This is a genomic window from Sulfurimonas autotrophica DSM 16294 (genome assembly GCF_000147355.1).
Lineage (GTDB): Bacteria > Campylobacterota > Campylobacteria > Campylobacterales > Sulfurimonadaceae > Sulfurimonas > Sulfurimonas autotrophica.
In genome coordinates this window covers 1,207,542-1,231,655 of record NC_014506.1, presented here as the reverse complement: position 1 = coordinate 1,231,655, position 24,114 = coordinate 1,207,542, and the positions used below count along the sequence as shown (strand labels likewise).

Genomic DNA, 24,114 nt, shown 5'->3' with positions numbered 1-24,114 from the left:
TTAACTCCTAGAACTTTGCAGTTGATGAAGATTTTACAAGTTTTTGAATTTCATCAAGATTTTCTGATTTTGTTATGCCCCATGGCGGAACGATTTTACCTTTTGTAAACATTCTAAATGCTACCGGTAAGTGTTTCACGATTGCCGGGCCTTCCGAGTAAAGAACAAGCCCGCCTTCATCAAGTACACCGTTTTTCATAATTGATTTTTTGAAACCAACTGCATGACGAACTGCAACATTATTTTTAGCTATACCTTCTTGGAATGCCATTTGGTGCAGTTTTGTGATTTTTCCGATAGGGTTGATCTCTTTTGGACATGCTTCAGCACATTCAAAACATTTTACACAATCCCAAACACCCTGTTTTTCTTCATTGACGTCTGCAAGTCTTGATGTAGAATTATCACGTACATCAGCAGAAAAACGGTACGCTGCAGCAAAAGCGGCAGGACCGAAGAAGTCTTCATTTACTTCAACGGCTGGACATGCATAGTGACAGGCACCACATTGAATACATAAGTCCGCTTCGTCGAGTTTGTCAGCATCTTCAGGTGATACAAGGTTTTCACTTTGAGGATTTTCATCAATCTCAGCGACCAAATACGGCGTAACAGCATCATGTTTTTCCCAGAAATCCGCTTTATCAATAATCATATCTTTGATAACTCTTTTTTTGCTGAGCGGTTCTATAACAAGTTCATTTCCAAAAAGTTCAACCATATCATTCATGCTCTCTTTACATGCAAGCGTTGAACGGCCGTTTACTTTTATAGCACAGGCACCACAGATACCGTGACGACAGCTTCTTCTATATGAAAAACTTCCGTCATGGTCCCATTTGATTCTGTTTAATATATCTAATACAACTTCTTCTGAAGTCACTTCCATGTCATAATTTTCATAATATGGAAGGTAGTCTTCATCAGCATTAAAACGAAATACTTTGAAGTTTACTTTTTGTGTAGTAATTTTATGTTCTGTACTCATAAGTTATCCTTAGTAATTTCTTTCTTTAAGTTCATGTTTGCCAAGAACAACATCCATATAATCAAGTGAAACTTTTCCATCTTCATCCATGTATGCCATAGTGTGTTTCAAGAAGTTTTCATCATCACGTTTTTCAAAATCTTCTCTGTAATGTGCACCGCGGCTCTCTTCTCTGGCAATCGCACTCTCTACGATAAATAGAGAGTAATCAAGCATATGCCCGAATTCTAAAGCTTCTTGGAGTTCTGTATTAAATACTTTTGATTTGTCTTTGATACGTACATTTTTAAATCTTTTACGAAGTTCTTTTACCGTATCAACAGCAATTTGCAGAGTATCTTTACTTCTAAATGCACCTGCATTGGCAGTCATACACTGCTGTAGTTCTTCTCTTAGCGCAGGTACTGTCTCATCACCATTGTTGTTTAACAAAAAGTCAATTTCTTTGAGTGCTGTTGCTGCGTCATCTTCATTTGCTTTACGAAGTTCAATATCGTCTACATCTTTTACCATTGTTTTACCGACAAAACGGCCAAATAGTAGTGCTTCAAGTACAGAGTTCGCACCAAGGCGGTTCGCACCGTGTACTGATACACATGAACACTCACCGGCTGCATAAAAGCCTTCTATAAATTCTTTATTGTTTTTACGTGCATGTCCGTCAATATCTACCGGAATACCACCCATAGAGTAGTGCGCTGTTGCAGAAATCAAAATAGGTTCTTTAATCATATCCAAACCTAAAAATGTCATTGCCAGTTCACGAAGTTCAGGAAGCTTATTCATAATAAGATCTTTTCCTAAATGTGTTACATCAAGATACACGGCATCTTTTCTTGGTCCAACACCGCGTCCCTCTCTGATTTCATTTAAAATTGCACGGGCAACAACATCACGAGATGCAAGTTCAAGAGCATTTGGCGCATATTTTTCCATAAATCGCTCGCCCTTAGAGTTAAAAAGTCTTCCGCCTTCTCCACGTGCAGCTTCAGAGATTAAAACACCGTTTCCTGAAAGTCCGGATGGGTGAAACTGTACAAATTCCATATCTTCTAAAGGAAGACCGTGACGTGCAACTATAGAAAGACCGTCACCTGTATTTGCATGTGCATTTGAATTGATTTTATATGCACGTGCGTATCCGCCTGTAGCAAACATTACTGTTTTGGCATTAAAAATTGCCATTTGCATATCACGAATGTTAAAGGCAACTACACCTGATACTTTTCCATCTTTATAGATAATATCAGCAGCATACCATTCATCCCAAAATTTTACACCAACGCGGTGAGCCTGCTCATAGACCGTTTGCAAAAGTGTTAAACCGGTTCTGTCTTTTGCAAAACATGCGCGGGGAGAAGACTGCCCTCCAAAAGGACGCTGTGCAATTGTGCCGTCAGGTTTTCTACTAAAAGCAGCACCCATTCTCTCGGCCCATCTGATTGTTTCAGGTGCATTTTTACACATAAATTCAACAGCATCCTGATCTGCTAAATAGTCAGACCCTTTGACTGTATCAAACTCATGAAGTTCAACACTGTCTTCATCACTAAACGCTGCATTGATCCCACCTTGAGCTGCACCGGAGTGACTTCTTAAGGGGTGCAATTTTGTAATAACAGCAACTTTTTTTCCTGCGCTTTGCAATTCTCTAGCCGCTGCACATCCCGCAAGACCTGCACCAACTATAACCGCATCGTAAGTATAAATAGGAATACTCATTAACCCATCCTTCAATAAAGAACTAAAATAATGCTGATTATAGCGTGAATAGTCTTAGCGCAGGTTAAATATCTTATTTGTGCAGATGAAGTTTGAGTTTGTTACTATTTGAGACACATGCATTACATATCTTTGTGAGCCAAATCTCTTTGTTGGAAAATTCTATTTTTCCCTGTTGTTTTTGCATATTCTAAAATTTCTTTAGCCTGTTTCATAGCCTCTTCTAAAGAAGTGTTATTTGGCTTAATAATAAAACCGCCGGTAACAGTTATAAGTATAGAACCATTGTCCGGGGCATTAAATTTTAATTCGGCAATACTTTCTCGTATGATTTCAATATCTTTAAAAAGTTGTTCTCTTGAAGATCGTGAAAGGACAACAGTAAATTGATTATAGTCAGTTCTTGCAATGACATCTATAGGTTGCTCATGTAAGGAGATAGTATAGGCAACTTTTCGTAGTATTGCCTGTGTGACCTCTTGTGTAAAAGCTCTGTTGGATTTTGAAAAGTTATCAATTTCGAGTATAGCAACAGCTGTAAAATTACTGTCTTTGAGTCCTTTTTTACTTGCATATGAATTCAAAAGTCCTTTATAATTGTTGATTTCTGTTACAGGATCAAGCATGCTGGGGTTATCATGAACAACACTCTTTCTATTCATTCTAAGTGCAATGGCATCAGCTTCCATAGAAAAAATCTCATAATTACTTTTATTTTTTTCAACTTGAAATAGATATTCGATGTCTCTGTAAATGGCAGTCAGCATTTTTCTATACCAAAATGTTGCAAACAAAACGAGAATAAAAATGATAATAAACAATACTTTTACAATATTGAATTTTTCCTGATTATAGGAAATACTTTTTAGCAGCATGTTATCTATATGCTGTGTAATTGCTTTCAGTGATTTATCTAAATGTATTTTTGCTTCTTTTCCAAGCTTTGGATTTTTAGTCTCTATATAGTATTCGTGTGCGGCATTGTTAAACTTATCTGTTAAATTTGAGAGTTGGTTTAAATCATTCAAATATTCTCTTTCTTTTCCGAGTAAAAATCTGTCTGTCAAATTATATTTATAAATCATTTTTAATTTACCAATTTCCTGATGAAGCTGCGTACTTTTTCCATTGAATTGGATTAATGCTAATTCTATATCACTTTTGTTAAGTTTTGTAAGTGTTTTAATAATATTTTTCTGGTTATTTAAATTATTTACCTTATCAAAAGAGAGTTGCTGCTCAAATGTAAGTAAAACAGCAAAAAAAGCGACGAAAAAAATAAAAAGCAGATAAATCTTTAGATGTTCAAAAATTCTCTTAATAGAATATTTCATGGTATGATTTTCCTAATAATGTTATAATAACTTATTATTCTATATCGGCAGTAATTAATATATGCTTAATAAAAAGAAGTTTCATTGAATTTAGAAAATTATTTTATATCAAAATTTAACAGTAAATACATTGGTGATGATGGTGCGCTTATAGGCAATGTAGTCTATTCAAAAGATGCATTTTTTGAAAATGTGCATTTTAAACGTAAATGGATGAGCTGTTTTGAGATTGCACAAAAAGCGATGCTTGTAAATATTTCTGATGCCGTGGCTATGAATGCAAGGCCGAAATATGCACTGTTAAGCGTTTCAATGCCAAAAAGTATGACAAAAAGCGATATGGAAGCCTTGGCAAATGGTTTTAAATCGGTTGCGCAGCAGTATAACATTGAAATAATCGGAGGCGATACAATCAGTAACAGTAAATTAGATATAACTGTAACTATTGTATCAGAGACAAAAAAACCACTGTTGCGCTCTAAAGTCAGACAGAATTATCTTTTTGCTTATACAGGCAGACTTGGGGATTCGGCAAAAGATTTAAAAAAATTGCAAAATTTGGGAAAAATTCATAAAAAATCAAAATTTGTTAATATACATTTAAGAGATAAATTCGTAAGTAATAATATAAGAATTTTAAAAGCCGGTATGGATATATCAGACGGTTTATATAGTGATTTAGATAAAATGGCATCATTGAATAGAGTAGGCATTCAATTTTTGAAAAAAATACCAAAGTGTATTGCCTGCAGTGGTGAAGAATATGAAATGCTGGTTGCATTTGATGCAAGAGATACAAAAAAACTACTAATGCATGCAAAAAAAAGCAGAACTAAACTTACAATTTTTGCAAAAGCTGCAAGAAATAGATACATAAACAGATGTAAAGCACATCATTTTTAAGGAATATAAAAAATATGGATAGATTTTATTCACTTGCACATGCAAGTATTGATTTTCATTTTAAACAAACTCCCCGTGATTTTGTGGTTGAAGAAATACCATTGTATGAGTTTTCAGGAGAAGGTGAACATTTAATACTGCAGGTAAGGAAGAAAAACCTCTCTACAAATGAGATGGTAGGCCAAATTGCACGTTATTTGGGCATTAAAAATAAAGAAATAGGTTATGCAGGGCTCAAAGACAAAAATGCAATGACGGTGCAGTACATCTCTTTGCATAAAAAATATGAAGAGACTTTGGAAAATTTTAATTTTGACGGTATCAAAATACTTTCAAAAACATACCATAATAATAAACTCAGAATAGGGCACCTAAAAGGCAATCGTTTTTATATAAAACTCAAAAAAGTCAATCCTACAAGTGCCGCAAAGATTGATGAAGCATTAAAAAATATAGAAAAATTCGGCATGCCAAACTTTTTTGGATATCAAAGATTCGGAAATGACGGAGATAACCATATTCTTGGAGAAAAACTGGCAAAAGGAGAGGCAAGGGAACGTAATCCAAGAGTGAAACGACTGCTTGTAAATGCCTATCAGAGTCATCTGTTTAATCTTTGGCTTTCAAGAAGACTCGAAATTAATGCGCTTGTTAACAGTTTTAAGGTTGAAGAGATTGAGAGTTTGTTAAATATGCCAAATGAAGAAGTCAAAAAGATGAAAGAACAAAAACATCCTTTTAAACTCATCAGCGGTGATGTGATGGAACATTACCCGCATGGAAGACTTTTTGATTTTGAAAGCGAAGAGGAGGATTTACAACGATTTAATGCGCGTGATATTTCTCCGACAGGGCTTTTATGCGGAAAAAAAGTACGACTTGCTACTCAAAATGCGAGAGACATTGAAAAAGATTATGATGATGAGATAAATGCAGACGGAGCAAGACGCTACGCCTGGGTATATCCGACAGATATAGAAGGGCGTTTTGACAGACAAGAAGCGCAGTATGAAATGAATTTCACACTGCCTAAGGGTTCTTATGCCACAGTTTTAATCGAAGAAATTGCCAAAAGGAAAATAAATGAATAAAAGACACATCACATCAGCAATATCGCAAACATTCGGAAAATTTGCACATAAAGAGTTTCCGCACTGGTTTCAAAAAATAATAAACTACTCTTATGTAAAGCTAATGGGACTTGATATGAGTGAATTTCATAATCCAAGCACCTATAAAAGTTTGAATGCACTTTTTACAAGAACATTAAAAGAGCCGCGAAAATTTTCTTTAGATGCAGAGGATTTTATTTCTCCTTGTGATTCTTTTATAACGGAATGTGGTAATTTGATTGATGATTATGCATTGCAAATTAAAGGTATGCGTTATAAAACTGATGATTTTCTTGGAAAAAATTTTACTCAGGAAGAAAAAGCATATGTACATAACGGAGAATTTATAAACTTTTATCTTTCTCCAAAAGATTATCACAGGTATCACATTCCGATGAATTTACAGGTGCTCAAAGCTGTGCATATTCCAGGAAAATTTTATCCGGTCAATATTTCTTCATTAAAAAAGCGTATAAATCTTTTTATAGAAAATGAAAGAGTTGTATTGTTGTGTCAAACACAAGAGGGCAAAAAATTCTATATGGTTCTTGTAAGTGCATTAAATGTTGGAGTAATGAAAGTAAGCTTTGAGCCGCGTATACAGACAAACGCAGATGTACAAGATGAACAGGTGTATGAGTTTGAAAACTTGTATTTGGACAAAGGTGATGACTTCGGTTGTTTTGAAATGGGTTCTACTATTGTTATACTTGCCCAAAAAGATATGTTGGAACTTTTAGTGAAAGAAAATGATACAGTGAAGTTTGGAAATACAGTAGCAAAACATAACTCTAAATAATATCTTTTATTTGTGTTACCAATATACCCATATATGCACATATCTTTTACTTTTCTTAAATAATTGACGTAAATCAATTGTTTATGATTATGAGAGTGCTATTATTAAAATGTTAGTCAAAATCTTGAGAACATTGCAAAGTGTTTTAACTACTTTTAAAAATAGTGAGGAGAAAATATGTCACTTTCAAGAAGAGAATTTCTTAAAAGTTCAGCGGCAGCTTCTGCGGCAGCAGCTATCGGTATGAGTGTACCGGCAGAACTTGATGCAGCAGCGGCAAAAGCTGAAAATAGTTGGAGATGGGACAAGGCAGCTTGTCGTTTCTGTGGTACCGGTTGTGGGATTATGCTTGCAACTACGGGAGATGGTAAAGACAGAAAAATTGTTGCAGTAAAAGGGGATCCTGCTGCACCGGTTAATCGTGGTTTAAACTGTATTAAGGGTTACTTTAATGCTAAGATTATGTATGGTGCGGACAGACTTACGCAACCATTGCTTCGTGTAAACGATAAAGGTGAGTTTGACAAAAAAGGTAAATTTGCACCGGTAACTTGGGAAAGAGCTTATGATGAGATGGAATTGAACATCAGAAAAGCACTTAAAGAGAGTGGTCCTGAAGGTGTGGGTGTATTTGCATCGGGTCAATATACGATTATGGAAGGATACGCTGCTCAGAAAATGATGAAGGGTGGATTCCGTTCTAATGCAATCGATCCAAATGCTCGTCACTGTATGGCATCTGCGGTTGTTGGTTTTTACCAAACATTTGGTATAGATGAGCCGTCTGGTTGTTATGATGATATTGAACTTACTGATACTATTGTAACATGGGGTTCAAATATGGCAGAGATGCATCCTATTTTATGGTCACGTGTAACTGATAGAAAACTTTCAGATCCGGATCGTGTAAAAGTTGTAAATATCCAGACTTATACACACCGTACTTGTGATTTAGGTGATTTTAATATTATCTTTAGACCAAATACCGACCTTGCATTATGGAATTATCTTGCTCGCGAGATTGTTTATAATCATCCTGAAGCTATTGACTGGGATTTCATCAAGAAAAACATTATATTCGCAGCTGGTCCTGTAAATATCGGTTATGGTTTCAGACGTGCAGGCGAAAAATCTGTTACTCCTGTAAGAGCTGATGGTAGTGCCGGTAAATATGATGCAAAAGAGATGGAAATTTATAATAAAGAAATGAGCAAAGTTGTTTCTCCTCTTGAAGGTCCTTCATTGGAGCCATATGGTTATAAAGCCGGTGATGTTATGAAAAATACAGCCGGTACTTTAAAACACCATGAAATCACTTTTGAAGATTATAAAAAATCTTTAGCTCCATATACATTGGAATATACTGCTGAGCTTTGTAAAGGTGATCCTGAAGAATCACTTGAGAGTTTCAAGAAAAAACTTCAAGATTTGGCAGCGCTTTATATTGAAAAAGACAGAAAAGTAGTGAGTTTCTGGACAATGGGTATGAATCAACATACGCGTGGTACATGGGATAATACACTTTCATACAATGTTCACTTTATGTTAAATAAACAAGCGCGTCCAGGTTCTGGAGCATTTTCATTAACTGGTCAGCCTTCGGCTTGTGGTACTGCTCGTGAAGTTGGTACATTTGCACACAGACTTCCTGCTGATATGATGGTTAAAAATCCAAAACACAGAGCTATTACAGAAAAAGGTTGGAAAATTCCTGAAGGAACATTAAATCCTGTTGGTAATCAGCATATTATGAAAATTCATAGAGATATTGAAGATGGTGTTGTGAAATTTGCATGGGTAAATGTATGTAATGCTTACCAAGATTCTGCAAATGCAAAACATTGGATTAAAGCTGCTCGTGAAATGGACAACTTCATCGTAACAAGTGATGGTTATCCTGGTATTTCTGCAATGGTATCTGATTTGATTTTACCATCTGCTATGATTTATGAAAAATGGGGAGCTTATGGAAATGCTGAACGTCGTTCACAACACTGGAGACAACAGGTTCTTCCTGTAGGTGATGCAATGAGTGATACTTGGCAATGGGTTGAACTTTCAAAAAGATTTACTGTAGATGATTTATGGGGACCTTATACACTTAGAAACGGTAAAAAACTTGCTGATGTAAGAGAAAAAGCTTACGCAATGGGTTATAAACCAGACACTACTATGTATGAAATTCTTTATGCAAATGAAAAAGCAAAATCATACAAAATTGATATGGATTCATTCCCTCAAAAAGGCTATGACAACTCTGAATGTAACGGTGATGACAGAAATGTTGTAGGAACTGATGGTAAAGTCTTTAAAGGGTATGGTTTTATGCTACACCACTATTTATGGGAAGAATATGCATCATTTGGCCGTGGTCATGGTCATGACCTTGCAGATTTCGTTACGTATCATAAAGTTCGTGGACTTAAATGGCCGGTTGTTAACGGTAAAGAGACTGCATGGAGATTTAATGTTAAATTTGATCCGTATGCAGCAAAACATGCAAAAGAAAACGGTAGAGGCAGTGAGTTTGCATTCTACGGGCCACTTGCTAAAGCATTACCTTTTGGTAACTTAACAGGGGTAACAGATAAAAAGAAAAAACCATTGACTGACAAAGCAAAAATCTTTGCTCGTCCATATATGGATCCACCAGAAATGCCGGATGAAGAGTATAACCTATGGTTATGTACAGGTCGTGTGCTTGAGCACTGGCACTCAGGAACTATGACTATGCGTGTACCTGAACTATTTAGAGCGGTTCCTGAAGCTTTAGTTTATATGAATCCAAAAGCTGCATCTGAGAGAGGACTTAAAGATAATGACTTATGTTGGGTTGAATCTCGTCGTGGTAGAGTAAGAGCGCGTGTTGAGACTCGTGGACGTAACAGACCGCCAAAACCATTAGTGTTTGTACCATGGTTTGATGAGCGTGTATTTATCAATAAAGTTACCTTGGATGGTACGTGTCCTATGTCAAAACAAACAGACTATAAAAAATGTGCTGTTAAAATTTATAAAGCGTAAGCAAGAAAGAATTAACCATGAAAAAAGAAGCACTCAGCGATAGAAGAAAATTCATCTTAAATATGGCTAGAGGTGTGGGTTATGCAGCTATCGGCGGATTTTTATGGAGCGCGTATCTTGATGATGCGAAAGCTTCACCGCTTATACTGCGCCCGCCCGCAGCTATACCTGAAGATGATTTTCTCAAAACTTGTATTAAATGTGGGTTATGTGTAGAAGCATGCCCATTTGATACTTTGATGCTGGCTAAACCGGGAGATCATAGACCTATTGGAACACCATTCTTTACACCAAGAGAAACACCATGTTACATGTGTGAAGATATTCCTTGTGTTCCTGTTTGTCCAAGTGGTGCTTTAGATGAATCTAGTGTTACAGTAAATGGACACTTAGATATCAACACTGCAGATATGGGTTTAGCTGTCATCGATGAGAACAGCTGTATTGCTTTTTGGGGAATTCAATGTGATGCATGTTATAGAGCCTGTCCTATACTAGGTCAAGCTATAACAGTAGAATATTCTAAAAATGAAAGAACTGGTAAACATGCATTTTTAAAACCTGTAGTGCATGCAGATGCATGTACAGGCTGTGGAATGTGTGAACATGCCTGTGTAACTGAAAAACCGGCTATATTTATACTGCCTCGCGAAGTTGCAATGGGTAAAGCAGGAAGTCACTACATCAAAGGTTGGGATAAAAAGGATGAAGCACGATTAAAAAATGCGCATGCTATTCATACCACAACCAATGTAAGTAAGAAAAAAGCAGTTGACAAATTAAACAGCGGCTTGGAAGGCTTGTTAGATGAGTAAACTATGGAATAATTATAGATATCTTATTTTAAGAAGATTTACACAAATAGGTCTGCTTGTGCTGTTTTTTGGTGCAAATGCATGGGGTTGGAAGATTCTTACCGGAAATCTCAGTTCATCTGAAATTTTAGGTGTCATTCCAATGAGTGACCCTTATGCCGTTTTACAAATGGTTGCAGCAGGTGCTGTCGTGGCAACTGACTTACTTATAGGTGTTGCTGTAGTGACACTCTTTTATTTTATAGTAGGCGGAAGAGCATTTTGTTCTTGGGTTTGTCCTATTAATCTGGTTACAGATAGTGCGAATTATTTAAGAAGAGTGTTTGATATTGATCGAGCACAAAAAACAAAACAGCCAATTACAAGAAATATGAGATATTGGATTTTGGGATTAAGTTTACTGGTTTCAGCCTTTATGGGTATAGCAGCTTTTGAATTTGTATCTCCGATTTCAATGATGCATAGAGGTATTGTTTTTGGTATGGGTTTTGGCTGGGCGGCTATTGCTCTAATATTTCTTTTTGATTTATTTGTTTTAAAAAATGGCTGGTGTGGTCATGTATGCCCGCTTGGTGGATTTTATTCACTATTAGGAAAGTTTAGTTTTATTAGAGTACATCACTTGGAAGAAAACTGCACACTTTGTATGAAGTGCAAAGTAGTCTGTCCTGAGAAACAGGTGCTGCATATGATTGGTAAAGAGTCACTTCCTGTACTGTCAGGAGAGTGTACAAATTGTGCCAGATGTATAGAAGTATGTGATGATGACGCTCTAAGATTCTCGATAAGAGATTTTATTCAAAATAAAAAAATGGGAGAGTAAAATGAAAATTTTAACAAAAGTTACAATTGGTTTAGCAACAGCAACTTTGTTGTTGGTAGGCTGTAATGGTGCTAATACACAAACTAGTGCCCAAAATACAACACAAGTAAAGCCTATTCTAGATGAAAGTCAATTAGGTTATAGAGGTACGACAGACCTTTTAAAAGAGGATGTTGTCCCACCGGCAGTGCAATATCATTCAGCTGCTCCTGGTACATCTAAAAAAATTGCCAGAGCATTTCAGGATGCTCCACCTATGATTCCTCATGATACGACAGGAATGTTACCAATTACAAAAGATAACAATCAATGTCTTATGTGTCATATGCCTGATGTTGCATCATCAATGGGAGCAACGCCGATTCCTGTTTCACACTTTACAAACTTTAGACCGCATACGGCAGTCAAAGGTGATGAAATTTTGAAAAATGGTAAAGCTATTAAAAACACTTCATCAGAGACTCAGTCAAATGTTTCGATTAAAGTTGATAAAAAAGAGGATAAAATCTATGCAGGTAGATTTAACTGTTCTCAGTGTCATGCTCCTCAAGCTACAAACTCTTTGGTTGACCAAAATGGATTTAAACCAACTTATACTGCTCCAGATGGTGCTAGTAAATCATCTTGGAATCAGTCTAAATGGATGAAAAATATCAATACAGACAAGTAGAGGAATATTTTGGAAAGAAGAGAGCTCTTTAGCTTTCTCTCTTCCTCTGCAAAAGAGGCAGTAAGAGAGAATGAAAATGATGAAGTTGTTATAAGGCCGCCATATTATAATGATTTAGATGCCTTTGCCACAGAGTGTCAAAAGTGTGAGGCACAGTGTGCTTCTTTGTGTCAAGAGCAGATTATTATTATAGGTGAAGATAAAACACCATATTTGGATTTTAGTAAACGTGGCTGTACATATTGTGATGAGTGTGCTATTGCTTGTCCAAGTGATGTTTTGTTGGTAGAAAATAAAAGTAAAATATATGCCGATATAGTGATAAATAAAAACAAATGTTTGAGTTGGCAGGGAGTTATGTGTTTTTCATGTAAAGATCCCTGTCTGGAAGATGCTATAGATTTTAAGGCAATGTTTATGCCCCAAATAAATGACAAATGCACAAGTTGTGGTTTTTGTATAGGCAGATGCCCCGCAGAGGCAATCGATATTTTAAAGGTAAGCTAATGAAGTATATTTTTTTCCTGTTTTTACTGTTTTCAAGTATATATGCCAAAGGTTTAGTGCAGCCTGATTATACATATAAAATTTCATCAGGTTTAGTGACGGATATTTTGTACAACAAACAAAAACTTTACTGTGCAGCGGATGATGGAAAGATAGAAGTTTTTAATACAAAAAGTAAAAAAAAGATTCAAACCATAAGACTAGATAAAATTAAAGATTTTATGGGTGATGAAATAGATTCAAAAATATTTTCTCTTGATATGTTTAATGGTTCTTTACTGATACTTTCACAAGACAACGGCGGTTATAGCAGGGTACATTTGTTTGATGCTACGGGTTTACATGTAATCATATCCGGCAGTGACAGGCTCAATATTATAAAAGCTAAATTTATTGATAAAGATAATATTTTAATAGCACTTATCAGTAATGACATTATCTCTTATAATATTAAATCAAACAAGAAAAACTGGACAACACAGGCCTCTATGTCTAAATTTTCCAACTTTGCACTTAATAATGACAAATCTTTAGTTGCCATTGCTGATGAAAGTGGAATAGTGCATATACTTGCAACAAAAGACGGAGCTAAAACAAAAACACTCCGTGGTCAAAACGTTGATAATATTTTTAGTATTGACTTTAAGAGGCATGTTGTTTTAACTGGTGGGCAAGATAGACGTGCAGGTGTGTATAACCTAAAAAATGGCGATGCTTACTACAAAACATCAAAGTTTTTTGTATATGGTGTCGGATTGAGTCCAAGTGGTAACTTAGCGGCATATAGCAGCGATATTAATAATGATGTAGAAGTTTTCAATACTAATACACGAGAGATTTTAGGAAAATATAAAGCTACTAAAATGGTTGTAAACAGCATTTATTTTATAAATGAGAAAGAATTTTTTATAAATAGTAGTTCACCTAAAGTAGGGTACTACAAAATAAAATAAGGAGTAGTGGATGATGGAATTTACACAAAGTGAGTTTTTAGTTGAAACAGAGGTCCCAGAAGATGAATTGATTATTTCAAGAACAGATTTGTCTGGAAGAATCACGTATGCAAATGAAACATTTTGTGATATCAGTGGGTACTCTCAAGAAGAAATTATAGGTAAAGCACACTCTATAGTAAGACATCCAGATATGCCCAGTGCGGCTTTTGAAGACTTATGGGACACTATAAAAGCGGGAAAACAATGGAAAGGTATAGTGAAAAACCTCAGAAAAGACAAAGGTTTTTACTGGGTGGAAGCTCTTGTCTCAGGTGTATATAAAAATGGTGAATTGGTTGAGTACAAATCACTCAGAACACCTATAACATATGAAACAAAGTTAAAATATCAGAGATTGTATGATAAAATGAGAAGTGAAAAGAACGAAAGAATACGAAAAGTAATTTATACATAAAATTAAGGAAGATAATATGAATGTTTCAAGTATAGTAGTGCAGACACTACCAAAGTTTTTAGATGAAGTTGTACAAAGTTTGAAAGATTGTGAAGTTTGTGATTATCACTTACATGATGAAAAAGGGCGTGTAATTATTACTATAGAAGGTGAAGATGTCAGCGAAGAACTTGGAAAATTAAAAGTCATAGAAGCAATTCCACATGTAATAGCCGCTGATATGCAAATGGCATATTCCGAAGATGAACTTGATGAAAACATAAAAGTCATTAATGAATCAGATGCCGTACCAAATGTTCTTAATGATGCAGATGTTGATATTGATCGTGTTATATATCACGGAGATTTGAAGAAAAAAGACAATGAACTGCAAGAGTTTGCTAAAAGTTTAAGTAACCCTGACGGAGTTGAGTAATGGCAGTCGTTTTTACAGCAACTATTAAATTAGATGACAGTGACAAATGGTTCATAGAACTCAAAGATGAAACAGACGGTCGTACTGAGGCTTGTTTTGATATGGATGAGTTTGAAAAAAACATTGAAAAGCTCGGAGATGATTACGGCGGACATATTGATGAAGTGAAATGGCTTAAGGATGAGAATGTGCCTCCTTTTGTAATGGATGAGATAAGAAACATAATGGCAGAACATCGTGCGAAGATAGAAGAAGAACGAGGTGAGCCGATTACACCCGTTGCAGAGAAAAAAAAGGAAGAAAGCTAAAAAATTGATATAAATCAAGAATTACTTAAGTTATATAAGTTATAATTTAGATGAATTTAAAAAAAGGAAGAGAAATGAGAAAATTGTTACTTTCAATGGCAGCACTGCCATTAGTTATAGGCGGATTAAGTGTTAGCGCGAGTGCTGACGGGATTAATATCTTAGATAATATGAAGCTTAAAGGTGAGATTCGTCCTCGTTATGAGAATGTAGATGATGGTAATACGGCAACAGCGAATGCAAATGCTTATACTGCAAGAACAAAATTGTCAGTAACTGCTGATTTGCTTGGTGTAGATGGTTTAACAGCGACAATTGGCGGTATTTCTGTAAATAACTTTGGTTCACATGAATACAATGACGGGACTACAAGTTATACTGATGGTACAAAGCCGTATTCAAAAGTTGTTGATCCTCAAGACGCAATGATTTCTAATGCTGCAATTAATTATAAAGTAGGCGATACTCTATTGCATGCAGGTCGTGGTCAAGTAAATCTTGATAACCAAAGATTTATCGGTACAGTTGGTTGGAGACAATTAGAGCGTTCTTATGACTCTGTGTTTGTTGCAAACAATTCTATCAAAAATCTTTCAGTTTTGGCTGCATGGGTTTATGGCTTTGCAGGTGTTAGCGGGACAACAACTGCTGATACAAATACAGTACTTTTACATGCTGTATACAATGTAATGCCTGAGTTGAAAGTAACTGCTTATGATTATATGATTGCTAATACACATGACACTTATGGGTTAGCATTAACAGGTAATGTAAAGCTTGACATGGCAAAACTAAACTACAGAGCTGAATATGCTTCACAAAATGATGCAACAATGGAAAAAGGTACTCAAACACCTACTACGGGAAAAGCTGATGCATACTACTACAACTTAGATTTAGGTGCAAATGTAAATGGTATCTTAGCCGGTGTTAATTATGAATTCTTAAGTGGTGCTAATGCAAGTGGTTCTGAAACTGCATTTTCTACTCCTTTAGCAACAGGTCATAAATTTAACGGTTGGGCAGATATGTTTTTAGGTACTCCATCAGGTGGTTTAAAAGACTTTAATGTACGTTTAGGTTATACTGCAAAAGGACTTGGAAAATTATTGGCTGTTTATCATGACTTTACTGCTGATACAACAACAGGTCTTGGTACTGATGATTTAGGATCAGAATTTGATGCTGTATATACAAACAAAATTCCTGGTGTTAATAATTTAACAGGTCTTTTAAAATATGCAGATTATTCAAAAGGTACAGCTACAGGATATACAAATGATGTACAAAAAATCTGGGTTGGTTTAGACTATAAATTCGCTCTAAAATAAAAAGCGAGTTTCATTCCACAAGCAAAGCTTCTCGGCTTTGCTTTAAAAAAAGAGTTTCTACAAATTTCATATTAACTCCAAGCTTAGATAAATTTCTATTTATCTAAGCACTTTTCTCACATACATTAAACATTAAATCTAAAATGCATAATATCACCATCTTGAACAATATACTCTTTACCTTCAAGTCTCATTTTTCCGGCTTCTTTTGCTTTTGCTTCACCGCCACATGATACAAAGTCTTCATAGGCTATAACCTCAGCACGTATAAAACCTTTTTCAAAGTCATTATGAATGGCTGCTGCTGCTTTTGGAGCTGTTGAATTTTTACGGATTGTCCATGAACGAACCTCTTTGACACCTGCTGTAAAGTAACTCATAAGACCAAGCTTGTCAAAACCTTTATGTATGATTTGCTCCAAACCTGATTCTTCTACTCCGAGTTCATCTAAAAACTCTTTGGCTTCATCATCTTCAAGACCTATGAGCTCTTCTTCAACCTTTGCACAGAGTTTAATAAGTTCACATTTATTTGCCTCAGCATGTTCACGTAAAACTTTTACATATTCATTGTCTTCTAAGAGACCGTCTTCATCAGTATTTGCACCGTACATAATTTCTTTATCTGTTAAAAATCTTACTTCATTGTTTAATTGTCTGTATTCATCAGAGTCTGCTTTTTCAAAGTTTCGTGCTAAATTACCTTCACCTAAGAACTCTAAAAGCTCTTCCGCCGTTTCTAAAACAGCTTTTGCCGATTTATCGGCTTTTGCCTGTTTTTTCAGTCTCTCTATTCTGTTTGCAAGTACTTCAATATCTGCTAAAATTAATTCACCTTCGATGATTTCAACATCACGTAAAGGGTCGATACTTCCTTCATTGTGAACAATATTTTCATCTTCAAAACATCTTACAATTTGAAGTATAACTTCTGTTTCACGAATGTTTGAGAGAAACTTGTTTCCAAGACCTTCACCTTTGCTCGCACCTTTTACAAGTCCTGCGATGTCGACAAAATCAAGTGTTGAGTATTGGATTCTTTCCGGGTTGACGATTTTTGCGAGTTCATGTAGTCTTTTGTCAGGAACAGGAACGACTGCTTTGTTGGGTTCTATAGTGCAAAATGGGTAGTTAGCCGCCTCCGCGTTTTGTGCCTTTGTTAATGCATTGAAAGTTGTTGATTTACCGACGTTTGGAAGCCCGACCAAGCCTATTGCTAATCCCATGATAACCCTTTATAAATATTTTTTGCAATTATATCGTATTAAGTTTAAGGTAGAGACTTCTAGCTCTTGAGAACCCAGGTTTCAACCTGGGCAGTGCATCTTTAAAGCCTAAAAGGCAAGGTTAAAACCTTGCTTCCGAAGGACGCTTGATTTTTTAATATTACATTATTTTAGTTATACTTTTGTACTTTTTAAAAAGGATTATTTATTATGAGTGTATTTTTAGAATTTGCAATGTTTCCGACATCAAATGACTGCCGTGAGGGTTCAAGTGTTTCAACACAGGTGGCAAAAATTATAGATGCAATAGAAAAGAACTTGGGTAGAGAAGTTCAAAAGTAAGCTTTTTGCTTACTTTTTCTTCTTTTTGCTATTTTTAGATTTTTTTTCTTCTTTTTCTTTTTTGTTGTAACTTTTGATGTCTTTTTTTATATCCTGCTTGAACTCTTTTTTTAGTAGATTTTTTAATTCCTTTCTGGCTATTTTTTTTACTTTTTTCTTGTCTATCATTTTGTATCCTTTAATTTAATATGTAGTATCTTAAGCTACTCTTCCTTATGTTTATATAAAAATAAGTTAAATGGCGTGGATAATACTCATCATACGCTTATAGTGATCCCCATGCCAATATATGCGATGGCATTTCGGACAGGTTTCAAATTCACTAAAATAGTATTTCACTTTTGGAGGCAGTTTGTCTTCAATTTCAGCTTTTTCTATTTTTTTTAGAGTAATATTGCAGATAAGACAACGGCTTGTAAGTTGGTACTTTTTGAGATGAAAATGATTTTGGAGTGCTTGCAGTTGTGCTAAATTGCTAATGGGTTGAAGATAAAAGCTAGGAGATTCTTTTCTCTCATGTAGGGCTCGGTCACGTGTTAAAATAGTACGCGACTCTGCTCGAGCCAATGCAATTAAATCATTATCATCAATTGAGCTGAAATAGAGCGTATCAAACCCCATAATTCTCAGGTATTTTGCAAGTTTTCCTAAGTGACAATCAGCGATGAAAGTCGGCGGTTGTTTAGTATTCATGAGATATTATACACAAAAGAGAATTAAAAGCACTCAGGTGATATACTCAAGTTTATGAACCGTTTATTTTTAGCTTTAAAAGTGCATCTTGATAATTATGAAATCATAAAGTCTAATTTTTCAAATATTTTAAGAGGAAAATGGACGCCAGAAGAAAATTTGCATATTACGATTTGCTATTTTGGAGATAAATTCAGCCTAGATGAATTGCTAAGTAAATTGCCATTATTAGTGGAAAATATTCCTCCTTTAACATTAGAATCATTGGATGTTTTCACACATAATAAAATTTTATATGCAAAAACAACGAGCAAAGAATTAGAACGCATACATTTAAATATTTGTAAGTCATTAAAATTAAAACAAACAAAATTATTTATTCCTCATGTTACTCTGATGAGAGTAAAAAAGATAAATGATACAAAAAAATTTCAGCATGTAATGCTTACATACAGGGAAAAATATTTAGGCAGCGTTGACACAAGTTTTCAACTGATGCAAAGTCACCTGCATCCGGATGGTGCAAAATATGAATGTATCAGCAAAATAGAAGAAGCCCACAAATAGGACTCCAACTATATTAGTTCACTTCGTTACGAACAATTTGAACCGCTTTTACCATATTTCTCAAAGATGGCTTCACTTCTTCGTATTTGCGGGTTTTAAGTCCGCAGTCAGGATTTATCCATAACTGCTCTTTAGGCAGAACTTCAAGCAGTGAATAGATTTGTGTGACAATTTCTTCTACACTTGGAATACGTGGTGAGTGAATATCATAAACCCCGGGGCCTACTTCTTGTTTGTAGCCGACTTTTGCAAAGATTTTAAGCAGTTCATTCCCGCTTCTGGCAGTTTCTATGGATATGACATCTGCATCCATGGCTTCAATTGTAGCGATGATGTCATTAAACTCGCTGTAACACATATGGGTATGTATCTGCGTCTCTTTACGTGCAGAACTGACAGCAAGTTTAAAGTCTCTTACAGCCCAGTCTTCATACTCTTGCACTTTTGTTTTTCTCAAAGGATAGCCTTCTTTAAAAGCAGCTTCATCTACTTGAATCATCTTAATGCCTGCTTTTTGCAAATCATCTACTTCATCACATATCCCAAGTGCAATTTGCTTGCTTACTTCACTTCTTGGCATATCGTCACGTACAAAAGACCAGTTTAAAATTGTGACAGGACCCGTGAGCATACCTTTCATTATTTTTTTAGTTTTGCTTTGTGCGTACGTTGTCCAGTCCACAGTCATTGGCTTTGGACGAGATATGTCACCGTAAATAAAAGGCGGTTTTACACAGCGGCTGCCATAACTTTGCACCCAGCCGTTTTGACTGAATCCATAACCATTGAGCTGTTCTCCAAAATATTCGACCATATCATTTCTTTCAGGCTCACCATGTACTAGAATCTCAAGTCCGCACTCTTCCTGAAAAGCCACACAATCATCTATATATTTTTTCATTTCATTTTCATAGCTTAATTTGTCTAAATTCCCATTTTTATATTCACGTCTGGCATGCCTTACTTCCGGTGTTTGAGGAAAAGAACCTATAGTCGTTGTCGCAAGCGGCAAATATTGAAGTTTCTCTTTTTGTATTTTGATTCTCTCTTCATAGTTTCCATTACGTTGCAATTTAGTGATGTTTTTTACTCTGTTTTGAACATTCTCGTCATGGATGAGTTTTGATGTTTTTCTTGAACTGTTTGCTGCTGTATTTTTTTCTAAAGCAGTAATTTCATTTTCGTTCAAACTACTTTTTCCATGGAAGAAGAGTTTTGAAACTAAAGCTATTTCATTAAGCTTTTCAATACCGTAACTCAGCCAATTTTTTATCTCATGGTTCATTTTTTCTTCATACTTCAAACTAAAGGGTACATGTAATAATGAACATGATGAGGAAATTAAAATATTTTCCTTGTTTACATGTAACGCTATTTTATCAAGCAAATGTATTGTTTTTTCAATATCATTTTTCCAAATATTTCTACCATCTACCACACCTGCAATGAGTGTTTTGTTTGAATTTGCGATGAGTGCGAGTGAATCAAAGTTTTCTTCGCCGTATAAAAAATCAAGACCAAGCGCCCAAACAGGTGTATTGACGAGTATTTTAGTTGCTTCGCATGAATTTTCAAAATAGGATACTACGGCAATTTTAATGTTTGAAGATACATTGGAGAGTTTGTCATAAGTCGGTTTTATAAGACTGAGTACTTTTGTATCAAGGTCTTTGGCAAAAATTGGTTCATCTATTTGCACTGTAACTGTGTCATCAAGTTTTGCCAATTCTTGTAGAAGTTCTTCATAAACAGCTAAAACTTTAGAATATAACTCGTAAGTATCTCCACCGTCAACTCTTTTGCTGAGTCCTAAAAATGTAATAGGTCCTATGACATTAATCTTACATGTAAGCCCGTGTTCTTGCGCCTCTTTATACTCTGCTATGATTTTTTTTGCATCTAAAGAATAGTTGTCTTGCAGTGATAATTCAGGAACTATATAGTGGTAGTTTGTATTAAACCACTTTGTCATTTCCATAGCAACGGCTTCTTTGTTTCCTCTTGCCATTGCAAAATAGAGTTCTTCATCTTTAAGGTCTGCAAATCGTTTAGGTACGGCATTAAGCGTTACAGCCATATCGAGCATATTGTCATATAATGAGAAATCATTCGTGCTGATATGTTCAATACCTGCATTTTTTTGATAGTCCCAATGTTTTTGTTTGAGCTCTTTGGCTACTTTTTGAACCTCTGTAAAGTCACTTTTTTTTGCCCAAAAATTCTCAAGTGCAAATTTTAGTTCTCTTTGTTCTCCAATTCTTGGAAATCCTACTATATACGTATTTTTTGACATAACTATATCCTTTGTTTTGTGTCATTTCTGACAATAATTTTTATTTGTTTTTGTAAAGTTTTTTGATTTTTTTCGGAAGCAAGGTTTTAACCTTGCCCTTAGGCTTTAAAGCAATTTAGCCTAGACTAAAGTCTAGGTTCCGAAGAGCATTTAGTGCTTGAAAATCTTGCTTCCGAATATATTAAAGGGATAGTGAAAGAGGAGGGTGTACACCACTACGGCGAAATGCGAAACATACAGTGTAAAAAGGACATCTCGGAATGTAGTGGTTGAGTAAAACCATCAATTTTGATTTGATGGTAAAAAAGAGATGACAGTGACATGGTTTTGAGCTGTTAAATAATGCTAATGCAGTTGCAATAAACAGTTCTTTTAATGACATCTTCTCTCCTTTTTTAAAATTGTTTCGAAATTATATCACAATTATTTTATGCTCTTTAAAAATTCACTCATAAAACGAACACCGGCACCGGTTCCTCCATATACATTCACGTCCCATGGACTCTCAGTATAAGCGCTTCCGGCTATGTCAAAATGCAGCCATTTGTTTTTGTTTTCTTCTTTTATAAAGTTGTCTAAAAAAAGTCCTGCCGTAATAGCTCCACCGTATGGTTTGTTTGAAATATTGCAGATATCTGCAATTTCACTTTTAAGCTGTTTTTTCAGGTATTTGTTGAATGGCAACGAAGCTGTCAGCTCTCCGGCTCTGCCTGAAGCTTTTGAAATGTCATGTCTTAATCTGTTTGAATGTCCCATTACTCCTGTTGTGTATTGTCCAAGAGCAACCATACATGCACCTGTAAGTGTTGCAAAATCAAAAAGGTAATCAGATTCTACGTTTTCCTGTGCATAATCAAGTACATCGGCAAGAACCAAACGGCCTTCTGCATCTGTGTTTCTCACTTCAATAGTATCTCCTTTACGAGATGTTAACACATCATCAGGCTTGTAGGCATTACCGCCTATCATATTTTCAACGGCTCCTACAAAAGCATGCACTTCAATATCAAGTTTTAATTCGCTTACTGCTTTAATGATGCCTAGCACTGCGCATGCTCCGGCTTTGTCCATTTTCATAGTTACCATAGAAGTTGCAGGTTTCAGGCTGAGTCCGCCGCTGTCGTATGTTAAACCTTTTCCAACTAAAGATATGATTTTCTTTGGATTTTTTGGTTTGTATGCTAAATGAAGAAGTTTTGTATCATAATATGATGCACGTCCGACTGCAAGCATCGCCTCACATTTTTCTTTTTTCAGCTCTTTTTCTCCTAAAATGGTACACTCAAGAGAATTTTTACGTGCTAATTTTTTTGCTAGTTTTGCAAAAGAGGGTGGGTTTAAATCATCCGGCGCTACATTTACGATGTCACGTGTATAGCATGTTGCATCAGCTATGATAACGGCTTCTTCAAAAGCCTCTTTTAGAGCTGCTACATCGTTACATGTAAGGTAAATATTTTTTAGTTTTGATTTCTCTTTTTTTGTTTTATATTTGTTAAACTCATATCCGCCGAGTACTATTGCATCTACGACAGCTTTTATACTGTTTTTCTCAACCGCAATACTTGCAGATTTATAATTTGATGTTTTGAGAGATTTTATTGCTGCTGTAGCAGCACTGCGGATATTATCACTGCTGTTGTCTTCAATACCGCACATAAGTAAGTTCTTTTCATATAAAGAGCATATACTGTCTTGTTTAGCTTTGAAACCTGCTTTGTTAAGCAGCTTGTAGGATTTGTGTGAGCCTAATTCCTTGCTAGTAATAAATTCTACAACTAAATTGTTTGGTGCGTCATATGCTTGGGAAGCGATTAATTTTATATTCATAGTGTTCCATTTCGTAAATTTATTTTTTATATCATAGCAAAATATTAGCAACAAAGAATAAAATGGCAAATTTAGGATAAAATATTTATATGGAAAAAAAACAAATTTTAATACTAGAAGTGAATCAGCATAATTTTGATGTTTTAAATACATTGCTTGTACAGAATGAGTTTACATGTAAAGCAGTCTTAGATATAGATGCGTTTAATACAATCAAAAAGAGTATATTTGATTACAATCTTATCTTGGTAAATGTGAGTATTAATTATTTGAAGCCCAATGAAATTATATTTGAGAGTGAATTTGATAGTTCTGTGAAAATTCCGACTATCTTTTTAGACAGTGAAGAACTTTACTCTAAAGATAAACTTCGTGAATGTTTTGAAGCCGGTGCCTGTGATTATGTTAAAAAACCTTTTGAATCTTTTGAAGTTGTCAGCAGGGTTTCATATCACTGTGGAGAGTTTTTAAAAATGCAAGAGTATAGATTAAGAATGGACAAGCTTGCTAATCTTGCATCGGTTGACCAACTCTCTAAATTAACATCAAAAATGCAGATGCAGGCTATACTAAAGCACCAAATAGATTACTTTAACCGCTATAAAACTGACACAACTATTGTCTATTTTAGTCTTATAAATATAAATAAGATTATAGGCATGTTTGGTTTAAGCCGTGGTGAACAAATTATATCAATATTTGCAAAAGAACTCAAAAATTTAATTCGGGCATCAGATGTTTTGGCTCGATGGGAAGGATCTGATTTTATTATTGTACTTACAAATACCAGTGAAAAAGCATCAGAAGCTTTCATTAAAAAAATCAGTGTTGAGCTTTCAAGGATAGAAGCATTAAAAGATCTAAATCTTGAAATTGCTTTTGGCATTACAAGTTTTATGGAAGATGATCAGATGAAGGTAGTGATAGAAAGAGCTAAATATGCCCTTCATGAAGCAAAGCAACAAAGATATGGAAAAATCTTTATTGCTTAGAAGAGATATT

Annotated in this window: 25 protein-coding genes; 16 read left to right on the top strand and 9 right to left on the bottom strand. The window is 35.2% G+C overall.

Going from position 1 to position 24,114, the window contains the following annotated elements:
* Positions 1–7: 7 nt before the first annotated feature.
* The 3 genes from SAUT_RS06370 to SAUT_RS06360 all read right to left on the bottom strand — a co-directional run bounded on the left by SAUT_RS06370 (position 8) and on the right by SAUT_RS06360 (position 4,044).
* Positions 8–988, bottom strand: a complete 981-nt coding sequence (locus SAUT_RS06370; protein WP_013327058.1) for a succinate dehydrogenase/fumarate reductase iron-sulfur subunit — start codon at positions 986–988, stop codon at positions 8–10.
* Between the two features lie 9 nt (positions 989–997).
* Complete coding sequence (gene sdhA, locus SAUT_RS06365) at positions 998–2,710, bottom strand: succinate dehydrogenase flavoprotein subunit (protein ID WP_013327057.1); 1,713 nt, start codon at positions 2,708–2,710, stop codon at positions 998–1,000.
* Between the two features lie 122 nt (positions 2,711–2,832).
* Entirely contained in the window at positions 2,833–4,044 is a 1,212-nt protein-coding gene (locus SAUT_RS06360; RefSeq protein ID WP_013327056.1) for a diguanylate cyclase domain-containing protein, read from the bottom strand.
* 84 nt (positions 4,045–4,128) lie between these two features.
* On the opposite strand from SAUT_RS06360, the gene SAUT_RS06355 reads away from it, so the two are divergent.
* From SAUT_RS06355 to SAUT_RS06295, 13 genes are all read left to right on the top strand, one after another.
* A complete protein-coding gene (locus SAUT_RS06355; RefSeq protein WP_013327055.1) occupies positions 4,129–4,947 on the top strand; it encodes a thiamine-phosphate kinase in 819 nt (272 codons plus the stop codon).
* Between the two features lie 14 nt (positions 4,948–4,961).
* Positions 4,962–6,038 (top strand): tRNA pseudouridine(13) synthase TruD, encoded by a 1,077-nt coding sequence (truD, locus tag SAUT_RS06350; RefSeq protein WP_013327054.1) that lies wholly within the window; start codon positions 4,962–4,964, stop codon positions 6,036–6,038.
* The gene (locus SAUT_RS06345) at positions 6,031–6,858 is read left to right on the top strand and encodes a phosphatidylserine decarboxylase (protein ID WP_013327053.1); all 828 of its coding nucleotides are present in this window, start codon (positions 6,031–6,033) and stop codon (positions 6,856–6,858) included. Before truD ends, SAUT_RS06345 begins: the two co-directional genes overlap by 8 nt.
* 177 nt (positions 6,859–7,035) lie before the next feature.
* Positions 7,036–9,882, top strand: coding sequence for a nitrate reductase catalytic subunit NapA (napA, locus tag SAUT_RS06340; protein WP_013327052.1), 2,847 nt, complete (start codon positions 7,036–7,038; stop codon positions 9,880–9,882).
* A 17-nt stretch (positions 9,883–9,899) separates the two neighbouring features.
* Positions 9,900–10,697 (top strand): ferredoxin-type protein NapG, encoded by a 798-nt coding sequence (gene napG / locus SAUT_RS06335; RefSeq protein WP_013327051.1) that lies wholly within the window; start codon positions 9,900–9,902, stop codon positions 10,695–10,697.
* On the top strand, positions 10,690–11,520 hold the full coding sequence (gene napH / locus SAUT_RS06330; RefSeq protein ID WP_013327050.1) for a quinol dehydrogenase ferredoxin subunit NapH: 831 nt from the start codon (positions 10,690–10,692) through the stop codon (positions 11,518–11,520). Before napG ends, napH begins: the two co-directional genes overlap by 8 nt.
* 1 nt (position 11,521) lies before the next feature.
* On the top strand, positions 11,522–12,190 hold the full coding sequence (locus SAUT_RS06325; protein ID WP_013327049.1) for a nitrate reductase cytochrome c-type subunit: 669 nt from the start codon (positions 11,522–11,524) through the stop codon (positions 12,188–12,190).
* Positions 12,191–12,199: 9 nt separating this feature from the next.
* Positions 12,200–12,697, top strand: a complete 498-nt coding sequence (locus SAUT_RS06320) for a ferredoxin-type protein NapF (protein WP_013327048.1) — start codon at positions 12,200–12,202, stop codon at positions 12,695–12,697.
* Positions 12,697–13,650: a WD40 repeat domain-containing protein gene (locus SAUT_RS06315; RefSeq protein ID WP_013327047.1), complete on the top strand. Its 954-nt coding sequence runs from the start codon at positions 12,697–12,699 to the stop codon at positions 13,648–13,650. The genes SAUT_RS06320 and SAUT_RS06315 overlap by 1 nt, the downstream gene beginning before the upstream one ends.
* A 13-nt stretch (positions 13,651–13,663) precedes the next feature.
* On the top strand, positions 13,664–14,107 hold the full coding sequence (locus tag SAUT_RS06310; protein ID WP_041675452.1) for a PAS domain-containing protein: 444 nt from the start codon (positions 13,664–13,666) through the stop codon (positions 14,105–14,107).
* Between the two features lie 16 nt (positions 14,108–14,123).
* Positions 14,124–14,522, top strand: a complete 399-nt coding sequence (locus SAUT_RS06305; RefSeq protein ID WP_013327045.1) for a chaperone NapD — start codon at positions 14,124–14,126, stop codon at positions 14,520–14,522.
* Positions 14,522–14,830, top strand: a complete 309-nt coding sequence (locus SAUT_RS06300; RefSeq protein ID WP_013327044.1) for a hypothetical protein — start codon at positions 14,522–14,524, stop codon at positions 14,828–14,830. The genes SAUT_RS06305 and SAUT_RS06300 overlap by 1 nt, the downstream gene beginning before the upstream one ends.
* A 74-nt stretch (positions 14,831–14,904) precedes the next feature.
* Complete coding sequence (locus tag SAUT_RS06295) at positions 14,905–16,161, top strand: alginate export family protein (RefSeq protein WP_013327043.1); 1,257 nt, start codon at positions 14,905–14,907, stop codon at positions 16,159–16,161.
* A gap of 125 nt (positions 16,162–16,286) precedes the next feature.
* On the opposite strand, the gene ychF is transcribed toward SAUT_RS06295, so the two are convergent.
* A complete protein-coding gene (ychF, locus tag SAUT_RS06290; RefSeq protein WP_013327042.1) occupies positions 16,287–17,387 on the bottom strand; it encodes a redox-regulated ATPase YchF in 1,101 nt (366 codons plus the stop codon).
* Positions 17,388–17,597: 210 nt separating this feature from the next.
* On the opposite strand from ychF, the gene SAUT_RS11580 reads away from it, so the two are divergent.
* A complete protein-coding gene (locus tag SAUT_RS11580; protein WP_013327041.1) occupies positions 17,598–17,729 on the top strand; it encodes a hypothetical protein in 132 nt (43 codons plus the stop codon).
* Between the two features lie 9 nt (positions 17,730–17,738).
* Here SAUT_RS11580 and SAUT_RS11360 read toward each other — a convergent pair whose 3' ends face one another.
* Positions 17,739–17,897: a hypothetical protein gene (locus tag SAUT_RS11360; RefSeq protein WP_013327040.1), complete on the bottom strand. Its 159-nt coding sequence runs from the start codon at positions 17,895–17,897 to the stop codon at positions 17,739–17,741.
* 66 nt (positions 17,898–17,963) lie between these two features.
* A complete protein-coding gene (locus SAUT_RS06285; RefSeq protein ID WP_013327039.1) occupies positions 17,964–18,422 on the bottom strand; it encodes a Mut7-C RNAse domain-containing protein in 459 nt (152 codons plus the stop codon).
* 54 nt (positions 18,423–18,476) lie between these two features.
* Between SAUT_RS06285 and thpR the strand changes: the two genes are divergently transcribed.
* Positions 18,477–18,989, top strand: coding sequence for an RNA 2',3'-cyclic phosphodiesterase (thpR, locus tag SAUT_RS06280; protein WP_013327038.1), 513 nt, complete (start codon positions 18,477–18,479; stop codon positions 18,987–18,989).
* Positions 18,990–19,002: 13 nt separating this feature from the next.
* Here the strand turns inward: thpR and metE are convergent, their stop codons facing one another.
* The 3 genes from metE to SAUT_RS06270 form a co-directional block, all read right to left on the bottom strand.
* Positions 19,003–21,282, bottom strand: a complete 2,280-nt coding sequence (gene metE / locus SAUT_RS06275) for a 5-methyltetrahydropteroyltriglutamate--homocysteine S-methyltransferase (protein ID WP_013327037.1) — start codon at positions 21,280–21,282, stop codon at positions 19,003–19,005.
* A 181-nt stretch (positions 21,283–21,463) separates the two neighbouring features.
* Positions 21,464–21,664, bottom strand: a complete 201-nt coding sequence (locus SAUT_RS11275) for a hypothetical protein (RefSeq protein ID WP_013327036.1) — start codon at positions 21,662–21,664, stop codon at positions 21,464–21,466.
* Between the two features lie 41 nt (positions 21,665–21,705).
* Positions 21,706–23,112 carry a leucyl aminopeptidase gene (locus tag SAUT_RS06270; protein WP_013327035.1) on the bottom strand — a complete coding sequence of 469 codons (1,407 nt, stop codon included), beginning with the start codon at positions 23,110–23,112 and terminating at the stop codon, positions 21,706–21,708.
* 89 nt (positions 23,113–23,201) lie between these two features.
* On the opposite strand from SAUT_RS06270, the gene SAUT_RS06265 reads away from it, so the two are divergent.
* Positions 23,202–24,104 carry a diguanylate cyclase domain-containing protein gene (locus SAUT_RS06265; protein ID WP_013327034.1) on the top strand — a complete coding sequence of 301 codons (903 nt, stop codon included), beginning with the start codon at positions 23,202–23,204 and terminating at the stop codon, positions 24,102–24,104.
* The last annotated feature ends 10 nt before the right edge of the window (positions 24,105–24,114 follow it).